General features: G+C 45.8%; 25 protein-coding genes. 23 read left to right on the top strand and 2 right to left on the bottom strand.

Features of this window, described 5'->3' with window-relative positions:
• Window positions 1-149 precede the first annotated feature (149 nt).
• The 20 genes from trmJ (at window position 150) to RH89_RS29200 (ending at window position 18,392) form a co-directional block, all read left to right on the top strand.
• A complete protein-coding gene (trmJ, locus tag RH89_RS11345) occupies window positions 150-875 on the top strand; it encodes a tRNA (cytosine(32)/uridine(32)-2'-O)-methyltransferase TrmJ (protein ID WP_004401963.1) in 726 nt (241 codons plus the stop codon).
• Between the two features lie 118 nt (window positions 876-993).
• Window positions 994-1,500 carry a Fe-S cluster assembly transcriptional regulator IscR gene (iscR, locus tag RH89_RS11350; RefSeq protein WP_004401964.1) on the top strand — a complete coding sequence of 169 codons (507 nt, stop codon included), beginning with the start codon at window positions 994-996 and terminating at the stop codon, window positions 1,498-1,500.
• A gap of 56 nt (window positions 1,501-1,556) precedes the next feature.
• A complete protein-coding gene (locus RH89_RS11355) occupies window positions 1,557-2,771 on the top strand; it encodes an IscS subfamily cysteine desulfurase (RefSeq protein ID WP_004401965.1) in 1,215 nt (404 codons plus the stop codon).
• 34 nt (window positions 2,772-2,805) lie between these two features.
• A complete protein-coding gene (gene iscU / locus RH89_RS11360; RefSeq protein WP_004401966.1) occupies window positions 2,806-3,189 on the top strand; it encodes a Fe-S cluster assembly scaffold IscU in 384 nt (127 codons plus the stop codon).
• A gap of 63 nt (window positions 3,190-3,252) precedes the next feature.
• On the top strand, window positions 3,253-3,576 hold the full coding sequence (iscA, locus tag RH89_RS11365) for an iron-sulfur cluster assembly protein IscA (protein WP_004401967.1): 324 nt from the start codon (window positions 3,253-3,255) through the stop codon (window positions 3,574-3,576).
• Between the two features lie 102 nt (window positions 3,577-3,678).
• A complete protein-coding gene (gene hscB / locus RH89_RS11370) occupies window positions 3,679-4,194 on the top strand; it encodes a co-chaperone HscB (RefSeq protein WP_004401968.1) in 516 nt (171 codons plus the stop codon).
• A 13-nt stretch (window positions 4,195-4,207) separates the two neighbouring features.
• Window positions 4,208-6,061 (top strand): Fe-S protein assembly chaperone HscA, encoded by a 1,854-nt coding sequence (hscA, locus tag RH89_RS11375; RefSeq protein WP_004401969.1) that lies wholly within the window; start codon window positions 4,208-4,210, stop codon window positions 6,059-6,061.
• Window positions 6,062-6,084: 23 nt separating this feature from the next.
• Window positions 6,085-6,423 carry an ISC system 2Fe-2S type ferredoxin gene (fdx, locus tag RH89_RS11380; RefSeq protein ID WP_004401970.1) on the top strand — a complete coding sequence of 113 codons (339 nt, stop codon included), beginning with the start codon at window positions 6,085-6,087 and terminating at the stop codon, window positions 6,421-6,423.
• A 12-nt stretch (window positions 6,424-6,435) separates the two neighbouring features.
• Entirely contained in the window at window positions 6,436-6,636 is a 201-nt protein-coding gene (gene iscX / locus RH89_RS11385) for a Fe-S cluster assembly protein IscX (RefSeq protein WP_004401971.1), read from the top strand.
• A gap of 180 nt (window positions 6,637-6,816) precedes the next feature.
• On the top strand, window positions 6,817-8,109 hold the full coding sequence (pepB, locus tag RH89_RS11390) for an aminopeptidase PepB (RefSeq protein ID WP_004401972.1): 1,293 nt from the start codon (window positions 6,817-6,819) through the stop codon (window positions 8,107-8,109).
• Window positions 8,110-8,177: 68 nt separating this feature from the next.
• The gene (ndk, locus tag RH89_RS11395) at window positions 8,178-8,609 is read left to right on the top strand and encodes a nucleoside-diphosphate kinase (protein WP_004401973.1); all 432 of its coding nucleotides are present in this window, start codon (window positions 8,178-8,180) and stop codon (window positions 8,607-8,609) included.
• 225 nt (window positions 8,610-8,834) lie between these two features.
• Window positions 8,835-9,953, top strand: coding sequence for a dual-specificity RNA methyltransferase RlmN (gene rlmN, locus RH89_RS11400; RefSeq protein WP_004401974.1), 1,119 nt, complete (start codon window positions 8,835-8,837; stop codon window positions 9,951-9,953).
• A gap of 45 nt (window positions 9,954-9,998) precedes the next feature.
• Window positions 9,999-10,754, top strand: a complete 756-nt coding sequence (pilW, locus tag RH89_RS11405; protein WP_004401975.1) for a type IV pilus biogenesis/stability protein PilW — start codon at window positions 9,999-10,001, stop codon at window positions 10,752-10,754.
• The gene (gene rodZ / locus RH89_RS11410; protein WP_004401976.1) at window positions 10,744-11,730 is read left to right on the top strand and encodes a cytoskeleton protein RodZ; all 987 of its coding nucleotides are present in this window, start codon (window positions 10,744-10,746) and stop codon (window positions 11,728-11,730) included. The genes pilW and rodZ overlap by 11 nt, the downstream gene beginning before the upstream one ends.
• 26 nt (window positions 11,731-11,756) lie before the next feature.
• The gene (ispG, locus tag RH89_RS11415; protein ID WP_004401977.1) at window positions 11,757-12,881 is read left to right on the top strand and encodes a flavodoxin-dependent (E)-4-hydroxy-3-methylbut-2-enyl-diphosphate synthase; all 1,125 of its coding nucleotides are present in this window, start codon (window positions 11,757-11,759) and stop codon (window positions 12,879-12,881) included.
• Between the two features lie 18 nt (window positions 12,882-12,899).
• On the top strand, window positions 12,900-14,168 hold the full coding sequence (gene hisS / locus RH89_RS11420; RefSeq protein WP_004401978.1) for a histidine--tRNA ligase: 1,269 nt from the start codon (window positions 12,900-12,902) through the stop codon (window positions 14,166-14,168).
• Window positions 14,169-14,180: 12 nt separating this feature from the next.
• On the top strand, window positions 14,181-14,795 hold the full coding sequence (locus tag RH89_RS11425) for a YfgM family protein (protein ID WP_004401979.1): 615 nt from the start codon (window positions 14,181-14,183) through the stop codon (window positions 14,793-14,795).
• A 12-nt stretch (window positions 14,796-14,807) separates the two neighbouring features.
• The gene (gene bamB / locus RH89_RS11430; RefSeq protein ID WP_004401980.1) at window positions 14,808-15,965 is read left to right on the top strand and encodes an outer membrane protein assembly factor BamB; all 1,158 of its coding nucleotides are present in this window, start codon (window positions 14,808-14,810) and stop codon (window positions 15,963-15,965) included.
• A gap of 152 nt (window positions 15,966-16,117) precedes the next feature.
• The gene (gene der, locus RH89_RS11435) at window positions 16,118-17,605 is read left to right on the top strand and encodes a ribosome biogenesis GTPase Der (RefSeq protein WP_004401981.1); all 1,488 of its coding nucleotides are present in this window, start codon (window positions 16,118-16,120) and stop codon (window positions 17,603-17,605) included.
• A gap of 547 nt (window positions 17,606-18,152) precedes the next feature.
• On the top strand, window positions 18,153-18,392 hold the full coding sequence (locus RH89_RS29200; RefSeq protein WP_004401982.1) for a zinc ribbon domain-containing protein: 240 nt from the start codon (window positions 18,153-18,155) through the stop codon (window positions 18,390-18,392).
• Window positions 18,393-18,411: 19 nt separating this feature from the next.
• Here the strand turns inward: RH89_RS29200 and xseA are convergent, their stop codons facing one another.
• Entirely contained in the window at window positions 18,412-19,668 is a 1,257-nt protein-coding gene (gene xseA / locus RH89_RS11440; RefSeq protein ID WP_425277037.1) for an exodeoxyribonuclease VII large subunit, read from the bottom strand.
• Between the two features lie 287 nt (window positions 19,669-19,955).
• Here xseA and guaB point away from each other — a divergent pair, with 287 nt between their 5' ends.
• The 3 genes from guaB to RH89_RS11455 all read left to right on the top strand — a co-directional run bounded on the left by guaB (window position 19,956) and on the right by RH89_RS11455 (window position 24,034).
• Window positions 19,956-21,422 carry an IMP dehydrogenase gene (gene guaB, locus RH89_RS11445; RefSeq protein WP_004401984.1) on the top strand — a complete coding sequence of 489 codons (1,467 nt, stop codon included), beginning with the start codon at window positions 19,956-19,958 and terminating at the stop codon, window positions 21,420-21,422.
• A gap of 86 nt (window positions 21,423-21,508) precedes the next feature.
• Window positions 21,509-23,062: a glutamine-hydrolyzing GMP synthase gene (gene guaA / locus RH89_RS11450; RefSeq protein ID WP_004401985.1), complete on the top strand. Its 1,554-nt coding sequence runs from the start codon at window positions 21,509-21,511 to the stop codon at window positions 23,060-23,062.
• Between the two features lie 156 nt (window positions 23,063-23,218).
• Window positions 23,219-24,034, top strand: a complete 816-nt coding sequence (locus RH89_RS11455; RefSeq protein WP_004401986.1) for a hypothetical protein — start codon at window positions 23,219-23,221, stop codon at window positions 24,032-24,034.
• Between the two features lie 50 nt (window positions 24,035-24,084).
• Here the strand turns inward: RH89_RS11455 and RH89_RS11460 are convergent.
• Window positions 24,085-24,535 (bottom strand): alanine:cation symporter family protein (locus RH89_RS11460; RefSeq protein WP_038145594.1); only part of this gene is annotated, 451 nt, incomplete at its 5' end.

The following is a 24,535-nucleotide window of genomic DNA, read 5'->3' on the forward strand; positions in this document are numbered from 1 at the left end:
TTACCCTTTTTGAGGTGAGTGGAAACCTACGTTGACATTGGATTCTGGCAGTGTGATTGAAAGCAAGCCCCTCCATTGGATTGAGATAACCTTTTTATTGGTGTTGTGATACTATTTCGCGGTTTTTCAATAGCGGGTATCTAAACACCATGTTAGACCAAGTAAAAGTCGTATTAGTTGGCACATCTCATTCAGGAAACATAGGCAGTGCAGCACGCGCAATGAAAGTGATGGGGTTGTCCAATATGGTGTTGGTGGATCCACAGTGTGAGGTTGATTCTCAGGCTATTGCATTGGCGGCCGGAGCAAGTGAAATAGCGTTAAATGCCCAAATCGTAAGTACCCTTGAAGAAGCCGTAGAAGATTGTGGTTTGGTCGTCGGGTCTAGTGCTCGATCGCGCACACTGGAATGGCCAATGCTTGAGCCGCGAGAGTGTGGAGAGCTGTTTGCCAAAGAAGGAAAAAGCCATCCTGTGGCGTTGGTATTCGGACGCGAAAGAACCGGGCTGACAAATGAAGAACTTCAGCGCTGTCATTATCATGTCTGTATTCCAGCAAACCCAGAATACAGTTCATTGAATTTGGCTATGGCAGTTCAAACTCTCGCTTACGAAGTGAGAGTCGCGCATTTAAACGAGCAGGCAAGTATCCATCCTAAAGCCGAGCAGGAAGAATATCCAAGGCATAAAGAGTTGGAAATGTTCTATGAGCATCTTGAAAAAGTCATCACTCAAACCCAGTTTATTGATAGTGATAACCCTGGTCAGGTGATGAATAAACTTCGACGTTTATTCTCCAGAGCTCGACCTGAAGCACAAGAAATCAATATCTTGAGAGGGATTTTGACCTCCGTACAAAAGAAAATATCAAAGTAAAATAACCATAATTTTCCAGTGGTTAAATACCTGACTGTTTTAGTCAAATAAATACTTGACCAATTTAGTCAGGTATGGAAAACTTCTATCCACAAACTTACTGTGGATACGATGCGATATGAGACTTACATCAAAAGGAAGATATGCAGTAACAGCAATGTTAGATGTTGCTCTGCATTCGCAAGAGAGCCCAGTCCCGCTGGCGGATATTTCAGAGCGCCAGGGAATTTCTCTTTCTTACTTAGAACAACTGTTTTCAAAACTGCGTAAAGCAGGTCTGGTTGCCAGCGTTCGTGGTCCTGGTGGTGGTTACCGCCTAGGTGCAGATGCGAATGAAATTGCAATCGGAATGGTTATCTCAGCCGTTGACGAATCTGTCGATGCAACCAAATGCAGCGGTAAAGCCGACTGCCAAGGTGGCTCTCGCTGCCTAACTCACACACTTTGGCGTGACTTAAGTGCTAGAATTAGTGAGTTTCTTAACAACATCACGCTTGGCGAGCTGATGCTTGATAATGAAGTGTTAGAAATATCTGACCGTCAGGACATTGACTTGGCGCTCAACCATGGGTTTGGACAAAAAAATACAAACACCGCTCCCATCGGTGTAAACGCACGCTCTTAATCGATAATAAAATGATCGCTTATTAAAAGCGGCACTATCTTACATTGGAGTAAAGAATGAAACTGCCTATTTATTTTGATTATTCAGCAACATGCCCAGTTGATTCTCGCGTTGCTGAGAAAATGGTTCAGTACATGACGATGGACGGGACGTTCGGTAACCCGGCATCTCGTTCGCATCGTTATGGCTGGCAGGCAGAAGAAGCAGTAGATACTGCTCGTGAGCAAATCGCTGAACTACTTAATGCTGACCCGAGAGAAATTGTCTTTACCTCAGGTGCAACCGAATCAGACAACCTAGCGATAAAAGGTGCAGCGCACTTTTACGGTAAAAAAGGCAAACACGTCATCACTTGTAAGACCGAGCACAAAGCGGTTTTAGACCCTTGTCGCCAACTTGAGCGCGAAGGTTATGAAGTGACTTACCTTGAGCCAGAATCCAACGGCATCATCGACTTAAACAAGCTTCAAGAAGCCATGCGTGAAGACACAGTTTTAGTGTCAATCATGCACGTTAACAACGAAATTGGCGTTATTCAGGACATTTCTGCGATCGGCGAGCTTTGCCGCGAGCGCAAAATCATCTTCCACGTTGATGCAGCTCAGTCTGCAGGCAAAGTGCCTCTAGATGTAAAAGAAATGAAAGTAGACCTGATTTCGATGTCGGCTCACAAAGCTTATGGACCAAAAGGTATTGGTGCACTTTACGTTCGTCGTAAACCACGCATTCGTTTAGAAGCACAAATGCACGGTGGCGGTCACGAGCGTGGATTCCGTTCAGGTACATTGCCAACACACCAAATCGTTGGTATGGGCGAAGCGTTCCGCATCGCTAAAGAAGATATGCAGAAAGACTTTGAACATGCTAAAGCCCTGCGCGATCGCATGTTAAAAGGTTTAGAAGGAATGGAAGCGTTAACCGTTAATGGTGACCTTGACCAACGTGTTCCTCACAACCTGAACATCAGCTTTGCCTTTGTAGAAGGTGAATCACTGCTGATGGCATTAAAAGATCTGGCTGTGTCTTCTGGCTCTGCGTGTACGTCTGCAAGCCTAGAGCCTTCATACGTTTTACGTGCGTTAGGTCTGGATGATGAACTGGCTCATAGTTCTATCCGTTTCTCATTTGGTCGTTTTACGACAGAAGAAGAAGTGGATTACGCCGTCGAAAAAATTCGCGTAGCAGTAGATAAACTGCGCAACATGTCTCCTCTATGGGATATGTACAAAGAAGGTGTTGATTTGAGTACGGTTGAGTGGGCGCACCACTAATCTAAGGAATATAGAGGATTCGAGGTAAAAGATTATGGCATACAGCGAAAAAGTTATTGATCACTACGAAAACCCACGCAACGTTGGTTCATTTGACAAAGAAGATCCATCTGTCGGAAGTGGTATGGTTGGCGCGCCAGCATGTGGCGACGTAATGAAACTGCAAATCAAAGTGTCCCCTGAAGGCATTATTGAAGACGCGAAATTTAAGACTTATGGATGCGGCAGTGCGATTGCTTCCAGCTCTCTTGTTACAGAGTGGGTAAAAGGCAAAAGCATTGATGAAGCGGCAGCAATTAAAAATGCAGAAATTGCAGAAGAGCTTGAATTACCACCAGTAAAAGTTCACTGCTCAATTCTGGCAGAAGATGCAATCAAAGCCGCTGTTTCTGATTACAAAAAGAAACACGACTCCTAAAGTTAAAGCAGGAGAGAAAAGCTCTCTCCTGTCTTAAATTCACTAATGTAAGCAGGGTGCAGTATGGCCATTACCATGACAGAAGCGGCAACAAGCCGGGTCAGAGCATTTCTTGATAACCGAGGCAAAGGTATCGGTTTGAGACTTGGGGTAAAAACCACAGGTTGTTCAGGAATGGCATATGTTCTCGAATTTGTTGATGTATTGAATGACGAAGATGAAATCTTCGAACAAGACAATGTGAAAATCATCATTGACCCGAAAAGCTTGGTTTATCTTGATGGAACTGAGTTGGATTTTGTCAAAGAAGGTTTGAACGAAGGCTTCCAGTTTAACAACCCTAATGTGAAGAGCGAATGTGGTTGTGGTGAAAGCTTTAATGTTTGATCGCAAACATCAATAAATAAAATGAACAAAAACGCAGTGAAGGCTGCGTTTTGTACTTTCCACCCGTCTTGAATTTTGCCCAATATTATTGAGAGACAGATAATGGATCATTTTGAATTGTTTGGCATTTCTCGCCAATTTGATCTCGATGTCACCACGTTGTCCACCCAATTTAGAGAACTTCAGCGTCAATTTCATCCTGATAAATTTGCGACCTCGTCTGAACGCGATCGCCTTATGGCGGTTCAGAAAGCCGCTCAAATAAACGATGCATTTCAAGTTTTAAAGCAACCCATCTCTCGCGCAGAGTATCTTTTGTCCCTTAAAGGGGTAGATATTCGCAACGAGCAAAACACCATGCAAGACCCGATGTTCCTAATGGAGCAAATGGAACTGAGGGAAGCATTGGAAGAGATCGAGTCTTCATCTGATCCAGAGTCCGAGCTGTTCGATTTTGAAAAAAAGGTCAGTAAACTGTATCAATCTCACTTAGATGAGATGGTTCAGTCACTGACTGAAGAAGCACTGGAAAATGCTGCGAATGGTATTCGTAAGCTAAAATTTATTGCCAAATTACAAAATGAGATAGAGCAACTGGAAGAAAAGTTGTTCGCATAATAAAGGAATTTCAATGGCATTACTTCAAATTGCAGAGCCAGGTCAAAGCTCCGCGCCTCACGAGCATAAGCTCGCAGCGGGGATTGATCTCGGTACAACCAATTCACTGGTGGCATCGGTTCGAAGTGGAACCGCCAAGCCGCTAGTGGATACGCAGGGTGAAAGCATTCTGCCTTCGGTTGTGTATTATGGCTCTGAGAATCCTGTCGTCGGAGCTGCTGCACGTGAGCATGCACAGTCTGACCCAAAACAAACCATCATATCCGCCAAACGCCTAATTGGTCGTTCTCTGGAAGATATTCAAAACCGTTATCCATCTTTACCTTATCAATTCACAGCCAGCGAAAATGGTTTGCCAGTAATTGAAACTGATCAAGGTAACGTCAACCCGATTCAAGTGTCATCTGAGATCTTGAAATCTCTCGGTCAGCGTGCTGAAGAAACCTTGGGTGGCGAGCTAACTGGGGTTGTGATTACAGTACCCGCGTATTTTGATGATGCACAGCGTGCTGGCACCAAAGACGCGGCTAAGTTAGCCGGATTAAACGTACTGCGCCTTCTCAATGAACCAACCGCAGCAGCCATTGCTTACGGATTGGATTCTGGTCAAGAGGGGGTTATTGCCGTCTATGACTTGGGAGGAGGTACGTTTGATATCTCTATCCTACGTCTATCCAAAGGGGTATTTGAAGTCTTAGCCACTGGCGGAGACTCTGCTCTGGGTGGTGATGATTTCGATCATATCATCGCTGACTACATCAAAGAGCAATCGGGCTACCAAGGCGATCTATCGATCCAGGAAAACCGTGCTTTGTTGGATGTAGCAACTCAGGCGAAAATTGCTTTGTCTGATTCCACCGTTACCGAGATTAAATTTGGTTCTTGGACAGGTTCGCTATCTCGTGACACCTTCAATGAGTTGATTCATCCTCTAGTGAAAAAGACTTTGCTTTCATGTCGCCGAGCCCTTAAAGATGCAGGTGTAAGTGCGGAAGAAGTTCAAGAAGTCGTGATGGTGGGTGGCTCAACCCGAACTTTATACGTTCGTGAAATGGTCGGTGAGTTTTTTCATCGCGAGCCACTAACAAGCATCAATCCCGATGAGGTGGTCGCCATTGGGGCTGCGATTCAGGCAGATATTTTAGCGGGTAACAAACCGGACTCTGAAATGCTGTTGTTGGATGTCATTCCGCTGTCATTGGGCATAGAAACCATGGGAGGTCTGGTCGAGAAGATCATTCCAAGAAATACCACGATCCCTGTCGCTCGCGCTCAAGAGTTTACTACTTTCAAAGATGGTCAGACGGGCATGCTGGTTCATGTCGCGCAGGGCGAACGTGAACTGATTGACGACTGTCGCTCTCTGGCGAAATTCTCGTTAAAAGGTATCCCACCTATGACCGCAGGTGCGGCGCATATTCGCGTCACCTATCAAGTGGATGCGGATGGCTTGCTCTCTGTTACTGCAATGGAAAAAAGCACGGGTGTTCAGGCAGAAATCCAAGTGAAACCTTCTTATGGTCTGAGTGATGATGAAGTCGCTGGCATGCTCAAAGATTCCATGACCTATGCTAGAGAAGACATGCAAGCTCGTGCCCTGGCAGAGCAACGTGTAGAAGCAGACAGAGTAATTGAAGGTTTGGTCGCTGCTATGCAAGCAGATGGTGACGAGCTGTTGTCTGAAGAAGAACAGCAAGTGCTACTGAAATCCATCGAAGCATTGATTGCGCTTCGAAACGGCGATAATGCCGACGCGATTGAGCAAGGCATCAAGGATACTGATAAAGCCAGCCAGGAATTTGCGTCACGACGCATGGACAAATCCATCCGTACTGCCTTATCTGGTCAGTCGGTTGATGACATTTAACAGAAGAAGTTTGAGAATTTAAAATGCCTAAGATTATTGTTTTACCTCATGAAGATCTTTGCCCAGAAGGTGCGGTATTAGAAGGACAAACTGGTCAGTCTGTATTAGATGTCGCACTTAAAAACGGAATTGGAATTGAGCACGCGTGTGAAAAATCCTGTGCATGTACAACATGTCATGTTGTGATTCGCGAAGGTTTTGATTCACTGGATGAGAGTGATGAACTGGAAGACGACATGCTAGACAAAGCGTGGGGGCTAGAGCCTGAATCTCGTCTTGGTTGTCAGGCTGTTATTGCAGATGAAGACTTGGTTGTTGAGATTCCGAAATACACCTTAAACCACGCGGCTGAAGATCATTAATAGGGAAGAGATATGAGCTTGAAATGGACTGACTCGCGAGATATCGCGATTGAGCTTTGTGATTTATATCCGGATACAGACCCAAAAACAGTGCGTTTTACCGACCTGCACCGTTGGATTTGCGAGCTAGAGGATTTTGACGACGATCCAAACCGATCAAACGAAAAAATCCTTGAAGCAATTATTCTGTGTTGGATGGATGAAGCAGATTAAAAGATAAGCAAAATAATGTGACCTAACATTATTTACTGAAAAAAGCGGGCTTAATTGCCCGTTTTTTTTATGCAAATGACATTTAACTCGAACATAATGCTAACATTCTGAAACTAGTGAAAAGAAACACAGTCGTAATAAAGAATTGCAAGGATTACGACACCAAGACAAGGAGAAATCATGTCTACTCAAATGCCGGTATTCATTTCCTCACAAGCGGCACAACCTCATTGGGGTGAGAAAGCAATCCTATCTTTTACCGAGCAAGGTGCAACCATTCACCATACAGACAACGAACTGACAGATGTCGCTCAACGTGCGGGTCGTAAACTGGATGGTCAAGGAATCAAAGCCGTATCTCTGGAAGGAGAAGGCTGGAACGTTGAAACTATCTGGGCGTTTTACCAAGGTTTCCGTAGTCCAAAGAATACAAACTCAGTGGTATGGACTGAGCTTGAAGAAAATGCAGAAAAAGAACTGAAAGCGCGCATCAAAGCGGGCGATTGGGTTCGTGACATCATCAATAAAAGCGCCGAAGAAGTTGCGCCTCGCCAATTGGCAACTATGGCGGGTGAATTCATCAAGTCTCTAGCTCCTGAGCACGTAACTTATCGTATTGTAAAAGACAAAGATCTTCTGACTGAAGGGTGGGAAGGCATTTACGCGGTTGGTCGTGGTTCAGAGCGAACTTCTGCAATGCTACAACTAGACTACAACCCAACAGGTGACGAAAACGCACCAGTATTTGCGTGTCTGGTTGGTAAAGGCATCACATTTGATTCTGGCGGTTACAGCATTAAACCTTCTGGTTTTATGGACGCGATGAAAGCGGACATGGGTGGTTCCGGTACGATCACTGGCGGTCTAGCACTTGCGATCCTACGTGGTCTCAATAAGCGAGTTAAGTTGATCCTTTGCTGTGCTGAGAACATGATTTCTGGTCGAGCATTCAAATTGGGCGACATCATTACCTACAAGAATGGTAAAACGGTTGAGATCATGAACACCGATGCGGAAGGTCGCTTGGTACTGGCTGATGGTCTGCTGTATGCGAGTGAGCACAGCCCAGAGCTGATCATTGATTGTGCAACTCTGACTGGTGCGGCGAAGAACGCATTGGGTAACGACTACCACGCACTGCTGACGTTCGATAATGCTCTTTCTGCAAAAGCGATTTCATACGCCAATGAAGAAAAAGAAGGGCTATGGCCTCTTCCGCTGGCTGATTTCCACCGTTCAATGCTTCCGTCGAACTTTGCAGACATGTCAAACATCAGTAGCGGTCAGTATTCACCTGGCGCAAGCACAGCAGCAGCATTTTTGTCTTATTTTGTGAATGACTACAAGAAAGGCTGGTTGCATTTTGACTGCGCAGGCACGTATCGTAAGAGTGCAAGTGATAAGTGGTCTGCAGGTGCAACGGGCATGGGTGTTCGCACTCTGGCTCGTATTCTCACTGAACAGGCGAAATAATCAGAATTCGGCATGCAGGCGGAAACCTGCCTGCAAAAATATTATAACGATAGTACGAAGGACATCTTATGGCTCTAGAAAGAACATTTTCCATCATCAAGCCCGATGCAGTTAAGCGAAACCTTGTGGGTGAAATCTATAACCGTATTGAAAAAGCCGGTCTTCGAATCATTGCGGCAAAAATGGTCCACCTTTCTGAAGAACAGGCAAGTGGCTTCTACGCTGAGCACGAAGGTAAACCTTTCTTCGAAGGACTGAAAGAATTCATGACGTCAGGACCTATTATGGTTCAGGTGCTTGAAGGTGAAGATGCGATTGCACGTTACCGCGAACTCATGGGTAAAACGAACCCAGAGGAAGCAGCATGCGGTACCATCCGTGCAGATTACGCAGAAAGCATGCGTTTTAACTCTGTGCACGGCAGTGACAGCCCAGAATCTGCTGCACGTGAAATCGAGTACTTCTTCCCGACTTCTGAGATTTGCCCTCGTAACGACTAACGTTTCTCAAAGAAGCGCTCTGAAATATCAGAGCGTTTCTTTTTCACAATCTCTTCTCTTTTCTCTCACATTTACTCTGCTATTCTTGATAATATTATTTTGGTTAATTTTTAATCGATTTAAAATTAATCTCTTATCAATAACCTTACTCTCGACCCCTTGTTGTCATTGGGTAAAGGCTGTACAATTCGCGCCCTTAAATAAAGTTCCACCGCGAGAGGCAACATGAGCACTGAAAAAGTAAATCTGCTGGATTTTGACCGAAAAGGGCTACGGAAATATTTCGCCGATGAATTAGGCGAAAAGGCATTTCGTGCCGATCAGGTCATGAAGTGGATCTACCATTTTGGTGTCGACGACTTCGAGAAAATGACCAACATCAACAAGAAACTGCGTGAGAAACTTCAGCGATTAACTGAAATTCGTGCACCGTATGTTTCAGAAGCTCAGCACTCGACGGACGGTACTATTAAGTGGGCGATGCGTGTGGGCGATCAGGATGTTGAAACGGTTTACATTCCGGAAGACGATCGCGCCACCTTATGTGTCTCTTCTCAGGTTGGTTGTGCACTTGAGTGTAAGTTCTGCTCGACCGCTCAGCAGGGCTTTAACCGCAACTTGAAAGTATCTGAAATCATTGGTCAGGTATGGCGTGCCGCTCGTGAAATTGGTTTAGAAAAAGAAACAGGTCGTCGTCCGATCACCAACGTCGTTATGATGGGTATGGGCGAGCCGCTTCTCAACATGAAAAACCTGATTCCTGCCCTGGAGCTTATGCTTGATGATCTCGGTTTTGGGTTGTCTAAGCGTCGTGTGACGGTTTCCACATCAGGTGTGGTTTCTGGTCTTGACCAAATGACAGGTAACATTGACGTTGCGCTCGCGATCTCTTTGCATGCTCCAAACGATAAGCTTCGTAGTGAAATCATGCCAATCAATGATCGTTGGGATATTGAAGACTTTTTAACGTCCGTAAGACGATACATTGCCTCCTCTAATGCTAACCGTGGCAAGGTAACCATTGAGTATGTTCTGTTAGATCATGTGAATGACGATATGGAACATGCAAGACAACTCGCAGAATTGTTAAAAGATACGCCTGCTAAGATAAATTTGATTCCTTTTAACCCTTATCCTGGTTCACCATATCGCAAGCCAAGTAACTCGCGCATTGACCGTTTTATGAAAACGTTGATGAAGCACGATTACACGGTGACTGTTCGTAAAACACGTGGTGATGACATCGATGCAGCCTGTGGTCAGCTGGTTGGTGATGTGATCGATCGTACAAAACGAACAAAACTTAAACAGCATGGGGAACCAATCGCGGTGAAGTCAATCTGACTTGATAATTGACCCGGAAGGCTCCCCGCACAGTAAGGGAGTGTGATGTTGGTGAGAATTGCGGGCATATTTCTGGTTAGTTTGTTAGTAGGTTGTGTTACAGTTACTGAACAACCCGCTAATAATCAGTTCGATAAAATTAAAGCGGCGGAAGCGCGTATAAGTTTGGGGCTAAACTACCTGGAGTCGAGAGACATGATCCGGGCAAGGGAAAACCTTGAAAAAGCCGTGAGCTATGCGCCAAAATATTATCGCTCGTTGATCGCAATGGCTCACTTTTATCAGGAAGTCGGTGAAAACGGTCAAGCAGAGCAAGCCTATAAGAAGGCACTAAGGGAGTCGCCAAAGAACGGTGATGTTCTCAATAACTACGGTACATTTCTTTGTAAGATCGGACGCTATGACGAAGCCGATGCATTCTTTAACCGTGCTATTGAGCAGCCATATTATTACTTGATTTCAGCCAGCTATCAAAATGCGGCAATGTGTGCGCTTAAGCACGGTGATCAGGATAAGGCTGAATATTATTTCTCTCGTTCGTTGGATCATGACCCAAACCGAGTGGTTTCTATACTTCAGTTGACACAAATAGAAATACAAAAAAAGAAGTATCGTGAAGCAAGGGTCAGACTTTTAAAATTTCATAATAGATATGGGTATCGTGCATCGAGTTTAGGTCTGCTCATTCAACTAGAAAAACAAGCAGGCAATGAATCTCTGGCAAATAAATACGCAAGCGTATTAAAAGATAAATACCCAGACTCGATTCAATATCAGAAGTACGTAGCGAATGAGTATTGAACAAACTGCAGAAAATATGACTATTTCTACATTACCTCTGCCGGGTGATGTACTGCGCCAACAGCGCGAGAAGCTTGGGTTATCGCAAAAAGACATTGCTGACCGATTGCGACTCCGCTTAGCAGTGATTCAAAACATTGAAGAAAATAACTTCAAATCTGACCAAGTAGCCACTTTTACCCGTGGCTATTTGCGATCTTATGCAAAGGCGGTAGGGCTTTCTGATGATGAAGTCCTTCCTCTTCTAGAAGGCGCGCTTGAAGACGAGCACAAAGAGCACGCCATGCAAAGCTTTTCCCGAAAAACTAACCGCGAAAAACACGACAGCCGTATCATGCTAATTACTTGGGGTGTGTTGGTCGTTTTAGTTGGAATTTCATCGGTTTGGTGGTGGCAAAATCAAAGCCAGGACACCTTATCCGTCTCTGAACTTGTCTCGTCTCAGGGTTCTTTATCTCAGGAATCCGAAGCGGATTTAGCTGTGCTTGAAGCACAGCGCGAACTTAACGTTGCCTCTACGCAACCTTTGCAGCGAGAAGCATCTTCTCAAACAGAGCCTGATTCGCAAACACAACCTGACGCTTCGAGTGTCGAAGCAACGACAGAAAACACATCAACAGAAGCTACGCCCGTTGATAACTCATCTACTGTTTCCGACCCAGAACCCGAGGTCGCAGTAGTTGAAAATGAGCCCGTACAGCAGCCAGAAGCACCGTCGCAATCTGAAACTCCAGTAACATCAAATCAAGTATCTATGTCGTTTTCGGCAGACTGCTGGATTCAGGTTAAAGACGCAGATGGAAAAGTCCTTGCAACTGGTGTTAAAAAAGCGGGGCATCAGCTTACTCTGAGCGGTCAAGCCCCTTACAGCGTCATATTAGGTGCGCCTGAGGGTGTTACAATGACATTTGCTGGTGAAGCGGTAGACCTTTCTGGGTATACTGCGGGCAAAGTAGCAAGATTCAAATTACCCTAGCAAGCTGAGTTAGTCTAAAAGCAATTATGCAACACGAATCCCCTATTAAACGTCGTGCATCGACCCGCATCAATGTGGGTGATGTGCCGATCGGTGACGGTGCCCCAATTGCGGTACAGTCCATGACCAACACCAGAACGACCGATGTTGACGCCACTGTGGAACAAATCCGGTCGTTGGAAAACGTTGGTGCAGATATTGTTCGTGTGTCGGTTCCTACTATGGAAGCGGCAGAAGCGTTCAAGCTTATTAAGCAGCAGGTGAAGGTGCCATTGGTTGCCGATATTCACTTTGACTACCGTATCGCATTGAAAGTTGCGGAATATGGTGTTGACTGTCTTCGAATCAACCCAGGTAACATTGGTAATGAAGCACGCGTTCGTTCGGTTGTCGATTGTGCGCGTGATAAAAACATTCCAATTCGCATTGGCGTAAATGGCGGTTCTTTGGAAAAGGATCTGCAGGTGAAATACGGCGAGCCAACACCAGAAGCTCTTGTGGAATCGGCAATGCGCCACGTGGATTACCTTGATCGCCTTAACTTCGACCAGTTTAAGGTCAGTGTTAAAGCTTCCGATGTTTTCCTTGCCGTCGATTCTTATCGTTTGCTGGCAAAAGAGATCGACCAACCTCTCCATCTCGGCATTACTGAGGCTGGTGGCGCACGTGCTGGATCAGTGAAATCAGCGGTTGGCTTAGGCATGCTGCTCGCAGAAGGAATCGGTGACACGTTACGTATTTCTCTGGCGGCGAATCCGGTAGAAGAAATCAAAGTGGGCTTCGACATCCTGAAGTCACTTCGAATCCGCTCGCGCGGCATTAATTTTATTGCCTGTCCAAGCTGTTCACGACAAGAGTTTGATGTGATCAACACAGTAAACGCGTTGGAAGAACGTCTCGAAGACATAATCACACCAATGGATGTATCCATCATCGGTTGTGTGGTGAATGGACCGGGTGAAGCAGAAGTTTCCCACCTAGGTCTTGCAGGCAGTAACAAGAAAAGTGCCTTTTACGAAGACGGGAAACGCCAGAAAGAGCGTTTCGACAATGATGATCTCGTTAACAAACTAGAAGCGAAGATTCGCGCGAAGGCGTCGATGCTAGACGAGAATAACCGCATCGACATCAATTTAATCGATAAACAATAATCTCAACGGTATAAAACTGTGGCAAAAACGATACAAGCAATCCGAGGCATGAACGACTGCCTCCCAACACAATCTCCTCTTTGGCAAAAAGTGGAGAATGCGGTGAAACATGTGATCAGTGCGTACGGATACAGTGAAGTGCGCATGCCTATCGTTGAGATGACGCATCTATTCAGCCGTGCTATTGGTGAAGTCACCGATGTGGTTGAAAAAGAAATGTACACCTTTGAAGACCGCAACGGCGACAGCCTGACGCTTCGCCCTGAAGGCACCGCAGGTTGTGTACGTGCAGGTATTGAAAATGGTCTGCTTTACAACCAGGAACAGCGTTTGTGGTACATGGGACCTATGTTCCGTCATGAGCGCCCGCAAAAAGGTCGTTACCGTCAGTTCCACCAGTGTGGTGTTGAAGTCTTTGGTCTGAATGGACCAGATGTTGATGCTGAACTGATCATGCTAACGGCGCGTCTGTGGCGTGAGCTTGGCATCGACAAACACGTTCGCTTGGAACTGAACTCCATCGGTTCTTTAGAAGCTCGTGCAAATTACCGTACTGCTCTGATTGCATTTTTGGAGCAACACATTGATATCCTGGACGAAGACTGTAAACGTCGTATGCACACCAATCCACTTCGTGTGCTGGATACCAAAAACAAAGATATCCAGGCGATTCTTGTTGATGCGCCACAGTTGTCCGATTACCTTGACGAAGATTCTAAAGCACATTTTGCTGGTTTATGTGAACTTCTTGACGCTGCTGGTATCGAATACCAAGTTAATCAGCGCCTTGTTCGTGGTCTGGATTACTATAACCGCACTGTATTTGAGTGGATCACTGAAAGCTTAGGCGCTCAGGGCACTGTATGTGGCGGTGGTCGTTACGATGGTCTGGTTGAGCAACTTGGCGGTAAGGCAACGCCAGCCGTTGGCTTCGCGATGGGGCTTGAGCGTCTGGTATTGATGCTGGAAGAGCTCGAACTGGCTGAAACTCGCCGAGCGGTTGACGTGTATATGGTGAGTGCTGGCGAAGGTACGCTGATGGCGAGCATGAAACTGGCAGAACAACTGCGTGAAGCACTACCAGGTCTGCGTGTTATGACGCACTTTGGCGGTGGAAACTTTAAGAAACAATTTAAGCGTGCTGACAAAGTCGGCGCTGCAGTCGCACTTGTGCTGGGTGAAAATGAAGTAGCTGAAAGCACGGTAGTTCTGAAAGATCTACTTGGTGGCGAACAAACAACAGTAACTCAGGCAGAGGTTGCCGAGCAACTTAAGCATTTGATCTAAAGAGGACAGGACGTGGAACTCTACGATACTGAAGAACAACAGGTAGAAGCCATTAAAGAATGGTGGAAAGAGAATGGTAAAGCGGTCATCGTAGGTGCGGTGGTTGGCTTAGGTGGTATTTTTGGCTGGCGTTTCTATCAAGACTCACAGGCTGATGCTCAGAATGCTGCTTCTTTGGCGTACGATGGTGTGCTAAAGCAAATTCAGACATCTGGTGCCGAGTCTTCTTCTGATGCATTGGCATTCATTGAAGCAAACAAAGATTCTCAATACTCAGTATTGGCTGCACTTCAACTGGCGAAGGCGTTTGTTGAAGCGGGTGAGCTAGACAAAGCACTTGAGCAACTAAGCTGGGCGAAAACGAACACCAAAGATGAGTCAATCGTTTCTCTTCTTACAGTGCGTGAAGCTCGTGTATTGGCAGAGCAGGAAAAGTTTGATGATGCTTTGACTAAGCTAGATTCAGTGAAAGAAGCCGGTTGGGCAGGTCGAATTGCGGAGCTTCGTGGTGACATTCTGCTTCGTCAGGGCAACACTGAAGGCGCTTATGCTGCTTACTCTGAAGCGCAGCAGCAGTCTGACACAAGCCAAGCGTTACAAATGAAGCTGGACGATCTGGCGAAGTAAGGGTTACATCGAATGAAGAAAGTGCTCAACCGAGCTTTGATGTGCGCGCTGGCTGTTGCAGGTTTAGCAGGCTGTGCCGGTGAAGAAGACACCATCGTCATGGCACCATTGCCCGTTGTGGAAAGTCAGTTCACTCCAGAGAGAGAATGGTCTGCTTCTATTGGTGATGGAGTAGGGCACTACTTTTCGAAGTTAAAGCCTGTTTATGCATACGACAATGTTTTTGTCGCGAGTCGTGATGGTCAGGTCAAAGCGCTTGACCCAAATACTGGCAAGTCTAACTGGTCAGTGACTATTGAGTCTGAAACTACGGCACGTTTGTCCGGTGGTATTGCTGCAGCTTATGGCAAGCTGTTCATCGGCAGTGAAAACGGTGAGCTGATTGCACTGTCGGCTGAGAACGGTGAGCTGCTTTGGCGTTCGAAAGTGGAAGGCGAAGTCCTCGCTTCTCCAGCAACTGACGCAAACCTGGTTATGGTTCATACCTCTCGCGGTGTCTTGGTTGCTCTAAACCAGGAAGACGGTTCTGAAGAGTGGACAGTGAGTTCAGAAGTACCCGCCCTGACACTGCGTGGTGATAGCACACCAGTGACAATTTCTGGTGGCGTGTTCTGGGGAACCGCTAATGGTCGAATTGCAGCAGCGATTGTGGCTCGTGGTCAGCTTATCTGGCAGCAGCCTGTAGGCACTCCAAAAGGGTCTACAGAGATTGATCGCCTGGTTGATGCAGATGCCTCTCCGGTTATCATCGGCAGCACCTTGTACATCGTAGGTGTCAATGGTCAGTTGGTTGCCATAGATTTAAGATCGGGTGCGCCTACTTGGAAACGCACCTATTCATCAGCGACGGATATGGTTACGGACGGTACAAATCTGTATCTGGTTACCGATAAAGATCATTTGGTTGCCGTTGATGCACGAAGTGGCACCGAGATCTGGAGCAATAATCAGTTAGAGCATCGTCTGCTCACCGCACCAAGCATTGTCAACGGACGTCTGGTTGTTGGCGATACCGAAGGTTACTTGCACTGGCTTGATTTGGATTCTGGCGAGTTTGTCGCCCAGCAACTTGTGGATGACAGCGGTTTTGCTGTAGGTCCTGTGGTTGTTGATCAAAGCTACGTAGTGGTGACTCGCTCTGGCTCTGTAAAGAAAATGCAGATTCAGTAGATAACGTGATATAATTCACAAACGGCTCTTGGCTGCTCTCAGTCAAGAGCCGTTTTATTGATAATTAACCCATGTGGTTATAGGTAAACTCAGGAAAGATCATCCACAGTTTACCTATAGCTACATTAAGAATAGAGATTGTAGAGGTACGTATGATTCCTGTAGTTGCTCTGGTTGGGCGTCCTAATGTGGGGAAATCGACGCTGTTTAACCGTCTGACTCGCACACGAGATGCGTTGGTCGCTGACTTTCCTGGTTTGACCCGGGATCGTAAATACGGTCAGGCTCAACTGGGTGAACACGAATTCATTGTTATTGATACTGGTGGTATCGACGGTACAGAAGAAGGTGTAGAAACCAAAATGGCGGAGCAGTCTCTGGCTGCGATTGATGAAGCCGATGTGGTTCTGTTTATGGTTGATGGTCGCGCGGGGCTAACACCAGCAGATGAAGCTATTGCTCAGCACCTTCGAAAAATTGAAAAGCCAGCCATGCTGGTGGTGAACAAAGTAGACGGTATTGATGCCGATTCAGCCTGTGCTGACTTCTGGAAGCTGGGTGTTGATGACATGTATCAAATTGCTGCGGCTCATGGTCGTGGTGTAGCGGCTCTGATTGATCGCGCGCTCAACCCATTTGCTGAAGAGTTTGCCGCTAAGACTGAAGGCGAATTAGAAGACCTGACAGAATTTGAAGATCCAGAAGAAGAAAAGCTGGATTACACCGAAGAAGAAGCGGAAGCGGAATTTAAGCGTCTTCAAGACCAGCCTATTAAGTTGGCAATCATTGGTCGTCCAAATGTTGGTAAGTCTACGTTAACCAACCGAATTCTCGGTGAAGAGCGAGTTGTTGTTTACGATATGCCTGGCACAACGCGTGACTCTATCTACATTCCAATGGAACGTGATGAGCGCGAATACGTGCTTATCGACACTGCTGGTGTACGTCGTCGTACTCGTATCAATGAAACTGTTGAGAAATTCTCAGTGGTTAAAACGCTTAAAGCGGTTGAAGATGCGAACGTTGTCCTTTTAGTTATTGATGCACGTGAAAATATCTCTGATCAGGACCTAAGCCTGCTCGGCTTTGCATTGAACGCTGGTCGTTCGATCGTTATCGCTGTGAACAAGTGGGACGGTCTGGATACCGATGTAAAAGAGCAGGTGAAGAAAGAGCTCGATCGCCGTCTGGGTTTTGTTGACTTTGCTCGTATTCACTTTATTTCTGCGCTGCACGGTACTGGCGTTGGTCATTTGTTTGAGTCGGTTCAAGAAGCTTACAAATCTGCCACGACTCGTGTAGGTACCTCGGTACTGACCCGTATCATGAAGATGGCACAAGACGATCACCAGCCACCAATGGTACGTGGACGTCGTGTGAAGTTAAAATACGCGCACGCTGGTGGTTATAATCCACCAATCGTTGTCGTACACGGTAACCTGGTTCATGAATTACCGGACTCATACAAGCGCTACCTGATGAATTACTATCGTCGTTCGTTGGAAATCATGGGTACGCCGATTCGAATTCGTTTCCAGAGCAGCGACAACCCATTTGAGGGCAAGTCCAACAAGCTGACTCTTTCACAAGAGCGTAAGCGCAAGCGTTTAATGACCATGATGAAGAACCGAGACAGGTAGAAAGCAAAACTGATAGAAGAAAGCGCTGAAAGGCGCTTTTTTTGTGTCTGTCGAAAATGAATGAGATATTTGGAGTAAGATCAGGCATTTTTTTCAACAAAAGTTTGGTTGAATTATTTAAAATCAGAGAGTTATGTCGAAAAACACATGTTGTAATTTCCATTTACATTCTATAGTCATCTGTTTTTTGATCGAATACAAAATATGGATAAATCTGTTTATTTATGCTGTCTGTAGATTTTTATTTCAACTAAAATCCAAAAACAGCACATGTAACTTATGCTTTCGGGGTGTGGTTATATAAATGTTCTTTTTGAGGCTGATCGCTGATCATATGTCATCTAGCAAAAGATCGGAAAAGATCTGTATGTGAGGTGTAACCAGTGCAGTCACATCCATATTACAGAAAAAATAGAGAGTTAGAAGCACGAAAATTTCTTTGCAACAAGACGTGATTCAGATCAAAGCGACTCAGCTTAGATAATCGCATTATCAATTTATCCCAGCAGGAAAGGTCGCTGGGGATCAATTGTTTTGAGGTATTAGTATGACCGAGAATAGCTGCAAAAAATGCGACAGTGAACTAAGGTGGAATGGCGGCTTATACCATTGTGATTTTTGCGAAGAAGACTACCAGAAGCTGGCGAACTGCCCAGATTGTAATATGCCTTTAGAAAAGCTTCAGGCATGTGGTTCCGCAAGCTATTTTTGTCATAGCTGCAATGAGCTTAAGTCTAAATCTCGAGTAAAATTCGTTTACAAGCTAGAGAGTGAGTCAGCTTTATAGAAGCACTCTCTAACAGACATTATTCCGATACGATCGAACGAATTTCACCTTCAGCCAGTCGGGTGACCAATACATCACCCGCTTCAACACTCTTATCTGTTGTTACAACTTTCCCATTCTCAAGCTGTGTAATGCTGTATCCACGTTTTAACGTTGCCAGCGGGCTGACCGTATCCAGTTTCTCGGCTGCCAGTGACAACTGATGCCGTGATAAAAGCAGTTGCCGGTCCATCGCATCAAACAGCTTGGTTTTGCTATTGGATAAACGGTTACTGAGATGATTGAGCTTTTGTTCCGGGCTATTCAGCGCAAGTCTGTGCTCTAGCGAGGTTATCTTAAGCTGATGCGAAGACAGCTTTTTCATCACAGCAGAATGCAGACGTTGTTCTAATTCATCCAACCTTTGATTCTGCTGCTGCAACTGAAAGCTAGGGTGTTGACGCTCTAGCTTTCTCTCTAGCAGAGACAGAGCCATTTTATGCTCTGATAAGAACCGGTGGAAACTTTGATGCAGGCTTTGCTGCTTTTGGCGTAGCGAAAGTACTTTGTGATTGTTATCCCGACTCACCAATTCTGCCGCGGCTGAAGGGGTAGGGGCCCGAACATCAGCAACAAAATCGGCAATGGTCACATCCACTTCATGACCCACTGCGGAAACAATCGGAATCTGACTGGCTGCAATTGTGCGCGCTAAGATTTCATTATTAAAGCACCACAGATCTTCCAAAGAGCCACCGCCTCGTCCGACAATCAGTACATCGCACTCGTTGCGTTCATTGGCTCTGCCAATCGCCTGAGCAATTGATATAGCAGCTTGTTCTCCCTGAACTATCGTTGGGTAAACCACAATCGGCAGACTAGGATCGCGGCGCTTTAACACGTCCAGAATGTCGTGTAGTGCTGCACCGGTCTTAGAGGTAATAACACCAACCTGCTTTGGGTTCTCTGGCAAAGGTTGCTTGGAGCTTTGAGCGAATAACCCTTCTGCCGCGAGTTTCATTTTCAGCTCTTCAAACTCTTGCTGAAGTCGACCATCGCCTTCGGGCTGCATGCTTTCGATGATTAATTGGTAGTCGCCACGAGGCTCGTATAGAGAAAGGCGTGCTTTCACTAAAACCTGATTTCCGTTTTGTGGCTTAAACGTTACCCGACGATTATTGCCGCGAAACATGGCGCATTTCACCTGTGCACGAGCATCTTTTAACGTGAAATACCAATGCCCGGAGACGGGAGCAGAAAAATTAGAAATTTCGCCAACCAGCCAGACGATGCCCATTTCATTTTCGAGTAATAAACGAACTTCGGAATTCAGACGGGATACAGTGAAAATATTATTATTGGTCAGAGAAGACACAACTAATCTCGAAGGCGTGAATATGGAAATTAGCGGCAATATAATACATATCAAGGGGGTGAATGCAAATAAAAAATAAAAAAATGTGTGGTAAAGCGATTGCCCTGTGCGTATAATCCGGCTGCAATATCAAATCCAAATCACTTTATTATGCGAAACGATAAAGCTTGGATTTATTCCTATTAACACCCTGTTGTGAGATATTGCAAATGCTACGAATCGCAAAAGAAGCTTTAACTTTTGACGACGTTCTACTCGTCCCGGCACATTCTACTGTTCTTCCGAATACAGCTGATCTTCGCACTCAGCTAACAAAAAACATCACTCTTAACATTCCTATGATCTCCGCATCTATGGATACGGTAACGGAAGCTCGCCTAGCAATCGCGCTAGCGCAAGAAGGTGGTATCGGCTTTATCCACAAAAACATGTCAATTGAGCAACAAGCTCATCAGGTGCACCTAGTAAAGATTTTTGAAGCAGGTGTCGTTACTGCTCCTGTTACTGTTAAACCAACAGCAACCATCGAAGATGTTAAGGCTCTTACCGAAGAAAACGGCTTTGCTGGTTACCCTGTTGTGGCTGATAACAATGAGCTTGTAGGCATCATCACAGGTCGTGATGTTCGTTTTGTTACCGATCTAACTAAGAAAGTAGAAGATGTAATGACGCCAAAAGCGCGTCTGGCAACGGTGAAAGAAGGTGCTTCTCGTGAAGAAGTACAACAGCTGATGCAAGAGCACCGCGTTGAAAAAGTACTGGTTGTGAATGATGAATTCCAACTAAAAGGTATGATCACTGCAAAAGACTTCCACAAAGCAGAGCGTAAACCTAACGCATGTAAAGACGATCAAGGTCGTCTGCGTGTAGGTGCAGCAGTAGGCGCAGGCGCTGGTAACGAAGAGCGTGTTAAAGCTCTGGTTGAAGCTGGTGTCGACATTCTGCTTATCGATTCTTCTCACGGTCACTCTGAAGGTGTTCTTAACCGTATTCGCGAAACGCGCGCGGCTTACCCTGATCTAGATATCATTGGTGGTAACGTTGCTACGGCTACAGGTGCAAAAGCTCTGATTGAAGCTGGTGTTAGCGCAGTGAAAGTGGGCATCGGTCCTGGCTCTATCTGTACGACTCGTATCGTAACGGGTGTTGGCGTTCCTCAAATCACGGCTATCTCTGATGCGGCAGATGCTGCTGCTGAATACGGCATTCCTGTCATCGCGGATGGTGGTATCCGTTACTCTGGCGACATCTGTAAAGCGATTGCTGCTGGTGCATCCTGTGTGATGGTTGGTTCTATGTTTGCAGGTACTGAAGAAGCACCGGGCGAAGTTGAGCTTTACCAAGGTCGTGCTTACAAATCTTACCGTGGCATGGGCTCTCTGGGTGCAATGTCTAAAGGTTCTTCTGATCGTTACTTCCAGTCTGATAACGCAGCAGACAAATTGGTACCTGAAGGTATCGAAGGTCGTATCGCGTACAAAGGTCGCCTGAAAGAGATCGTTCACCAGCAAATGGGTGGCTTGCGTTCAAGCATGGGTCTGACTGGCAGCGCAACGATCAACGACATGCGCACGAAAGCAGAATTTGTACGTATTTCAGGTGCAGGCATGAAAGAGTCGCACGTGCATGATGTACAAATGACCAAAGAAGCGCCGAACTACCGTACTGGTCAGTAAGCCAAATAAATTCTGAGGCAGCGACAAACTGGCTGCCTCTTCCCCGTATTTTGACAATGCTCAACTGTCTATCTTGAGAAAAGAAAATGACTAAAAACATTCATGACCAACGTATTCTGATCTTGGATTTCGGCTCACAGTACACGCAGCTCGTGGCTCGTCGTGTTCGTGAAATCGGTGTTTACTGTGAACTTTGGAGCTGGGACGTAGAAGAAGCGGACATCCGCGAATTCAACCCAGACGGCATCATCCTTTCAGGTGGTCCTGAGAGTGTAACGGAAGCAAACTCTCCGCGTGCTCCTCAATACGTATTCGATTCAGGTGTTCCTCTGCTTGGTGTGTGCTACGGCATGCAGACCATGGCAGAACAGCTTGGTGGTAAAGTATCAACTTCTGACGAGCGTGAGTTTGGTTACGCTGCGGTTGAAGTTTCTGGCGAATCTTCACTCTTCAAAGATCTTGAAGCAACTCAGGACGTTTGGATGAGCCACGGCGATAAAGTGGTAGAAATCCCACAAGGTTTCGTGAAAGTCGGTGAGACAGATACTTGCCCGTACGCTGCAATGGCAAACGAAGAGAAGAAATACTTCGGTGTTCAGTTCCACCCAGAAGTAACGCACACGAAAAACGGCCTGCAGATGCTAGAGAACTTTGTTCTTGGCGTTTGTGGTTGTGAGCGTTTGTGGACCTCTGAGTCCATCATCGAAGATGCTGTTGCTCGTATCAAAGAGCAAGTAGGCGACGATGAAGTGATTCTTGGTTTGTCTGGCGGTGTTGACTCATCTGTAGTAGCCATGCTGGTTCACCGTGCTATCGGCGATAAGCTGACTTGTGTATTCGTAGATAACGGCTTGCTTCGCCTAAACGAAGCAGAGCAAGTGATGGATATGTTCGGCGACAAGTTTGGTCTGAACATCGTTCACGTCGACGCAGAAGAGCGCTTCCTTAAAGCTCTGGAAGGTCAGTCTGACCCAGAAGTGAAGCGTAAAACTATCGGTCACGTATTCGTTGAAGTATTCGACGAAGAGTCGAAGAAACTTGAAAACGCGAAATGGTTGGCTCAAGGCACAATCTACCCAGATGTTATCGAATCAGCGGCGTCTAAGACTGGTAAAGCACACGTTATCAAGTCTCACCACAATGTTGGTGGCTTGCCTGATGATATGGAAATGGGCTTGGTTGAACCGCTTCGCGAGCTGTTCAAAGATGAAGTTCGTAAGATTGGTCTGGAGCTAGGTCTTCCTTACAACATGCTTTACCGCCACCCGTTCCCGGGTCCAGGTCTAGGTGTTCGTGTTCTTGGTGAAATCAAGAAAGAGTACTGTGATCTACTGCGTCGTGCTGATGCGATCTTTATTGAAGAACTGCACAACGCCGACCTGTACAACAAGGTTTCTCAGGCATTCACTGTATTCTTGCCAGTTCGCTCTGTTGGTGTAATGGGTGATGGTCGTAAATACGATTGGGTAGTATCGCTACGCGCCGTTGAAACCATCGACTTTATGACAGCACACTGGGCACACCTTCCATACGACTTCCTGGGTAAGGTTTCTAACCGAATCATCAACGAAGTGGATGGTATTTCCCGCGTGGTTTACGATATTTCTGGTAAGCCACCAGCAACGATTGAGTGGGAATAATCCTCTTTTACTCATTCGTGAAATAAAGAATTGAAAATGCCCTCACAGCGATGTGAGGGCATTTTTTATATTGATTACCCATACTTACACGGACTTACTGATTTGTTGGAAGTGTCGAAGGTACATTGATTATCTTGCTCTCTCAATGGTAATGAAATGAAAGTAACAAAATACTTAATGTTTACTAGTGCGTTGATTTTTAGCACTAATAGTTTTGCAGAAGACGGCTTAACACTCGGTGACTTACTGAGTAATACAAAAAGCCTAACGGAAGAAAATGAGGTTCTGAAATCTTGGAGGGCATTCACCAAGCTCAACTTTTCAGTCGATTCAGAAGGGCAACCTCAAAGTAAAGTAACCTATCTCAACAATCTCGATCAGTCAGTCGCCATTATTTCTACCCCTGAAGGCAGCATTGAAATGCTGGAAACGCCAAACGTCACGCTCTTCAAAGGTGCTGGGCAAACAGGGGTTTATGGATATGGGCAGTGTGGTGAGATGGATGCACCAACTCCAGTTCAGATGCGATTCTATTCAAGCTTGTTACAGTTTTTGTTGAGTGAAGCAAGCGCGGTAAAACCAGAGTCTATAAACCAAACGTTGAAGGTCTCTCGTGAAGAAAAACAGGTAGATGCTCAGGTTTGGATTGGTGAACCGATTGTTCTCGATGTTGGCGAAGACATGCCGATAGGTGACTACATTGAAGTTCAGGCACCTTGGGGAGTGTCTGGTGATATTCGTCGTAACACCGCTGATTTGGGCTTTAATTTCAATTATTTTTATTCGTATGAAGGCGGGAAAGATGAAGTTAAACTCAAAGGGACATGGGAAAACACGCCTCAGCGTACAGACGGTTATGACCATGAGTCCATGGACAACTGGCTAGTATGTGTTGATGAAGCCTATCTGGAATCCGTTAACAAAGTAGGTCCCAAAAATGTGGGTAAACTCGTGAAGCTGGTTAACCCATAAAGAATAAAAAAGGGATGGCACTAGCCATCCCTTTTGCTATTGAGTTTTCGTTACGTAGACGGTTGCTCTACACCGTCTGCTGCTTCATCAGCTTTCGGGGATTGACCCGTTTTACGCTTGTATTTCTCTTCCCAGTAGTCGGCACCTTTAATGCCAAGTTTTACTGGGTTGAATGTGTACTCAGATACGCCAGCCTTCTGCTGTTCTTCGTAATCTTTCAGAGCTTTTAAGGCAGGTTTTGCCATAAAGAAGATGATAAGAATACCCACGATGTTCAGCCAGGCCATCAAGCCAACACCCACGTCACCCATTGCCCATGCAAGGTTCGCTGTTTTGACTGTTCCATAGAAGACCGCAGCCAGAAGAATCACTTTAAGCACAAACATCATGCCACTGACCTTAAATGAGCGGCGGATGTAAGCGATATTGGTTTCCGCTATGTAGTAGTAAGCCAGAATCGTAGTGAAAGAGAAGAAGAACAAAGCAAATGCAATGAACAGT

This window comes from Vibrio nigripulchritudo ATCC 27043, from assembly GCF_000222685.1.
Classification (GTDB): domain Bacteria; phylum Pseudomonadota; class Gammaproteobacteria; order Enterobacterales; family Vibrionaceae; genus Vibrio; species Vibrio nigripulchritudo.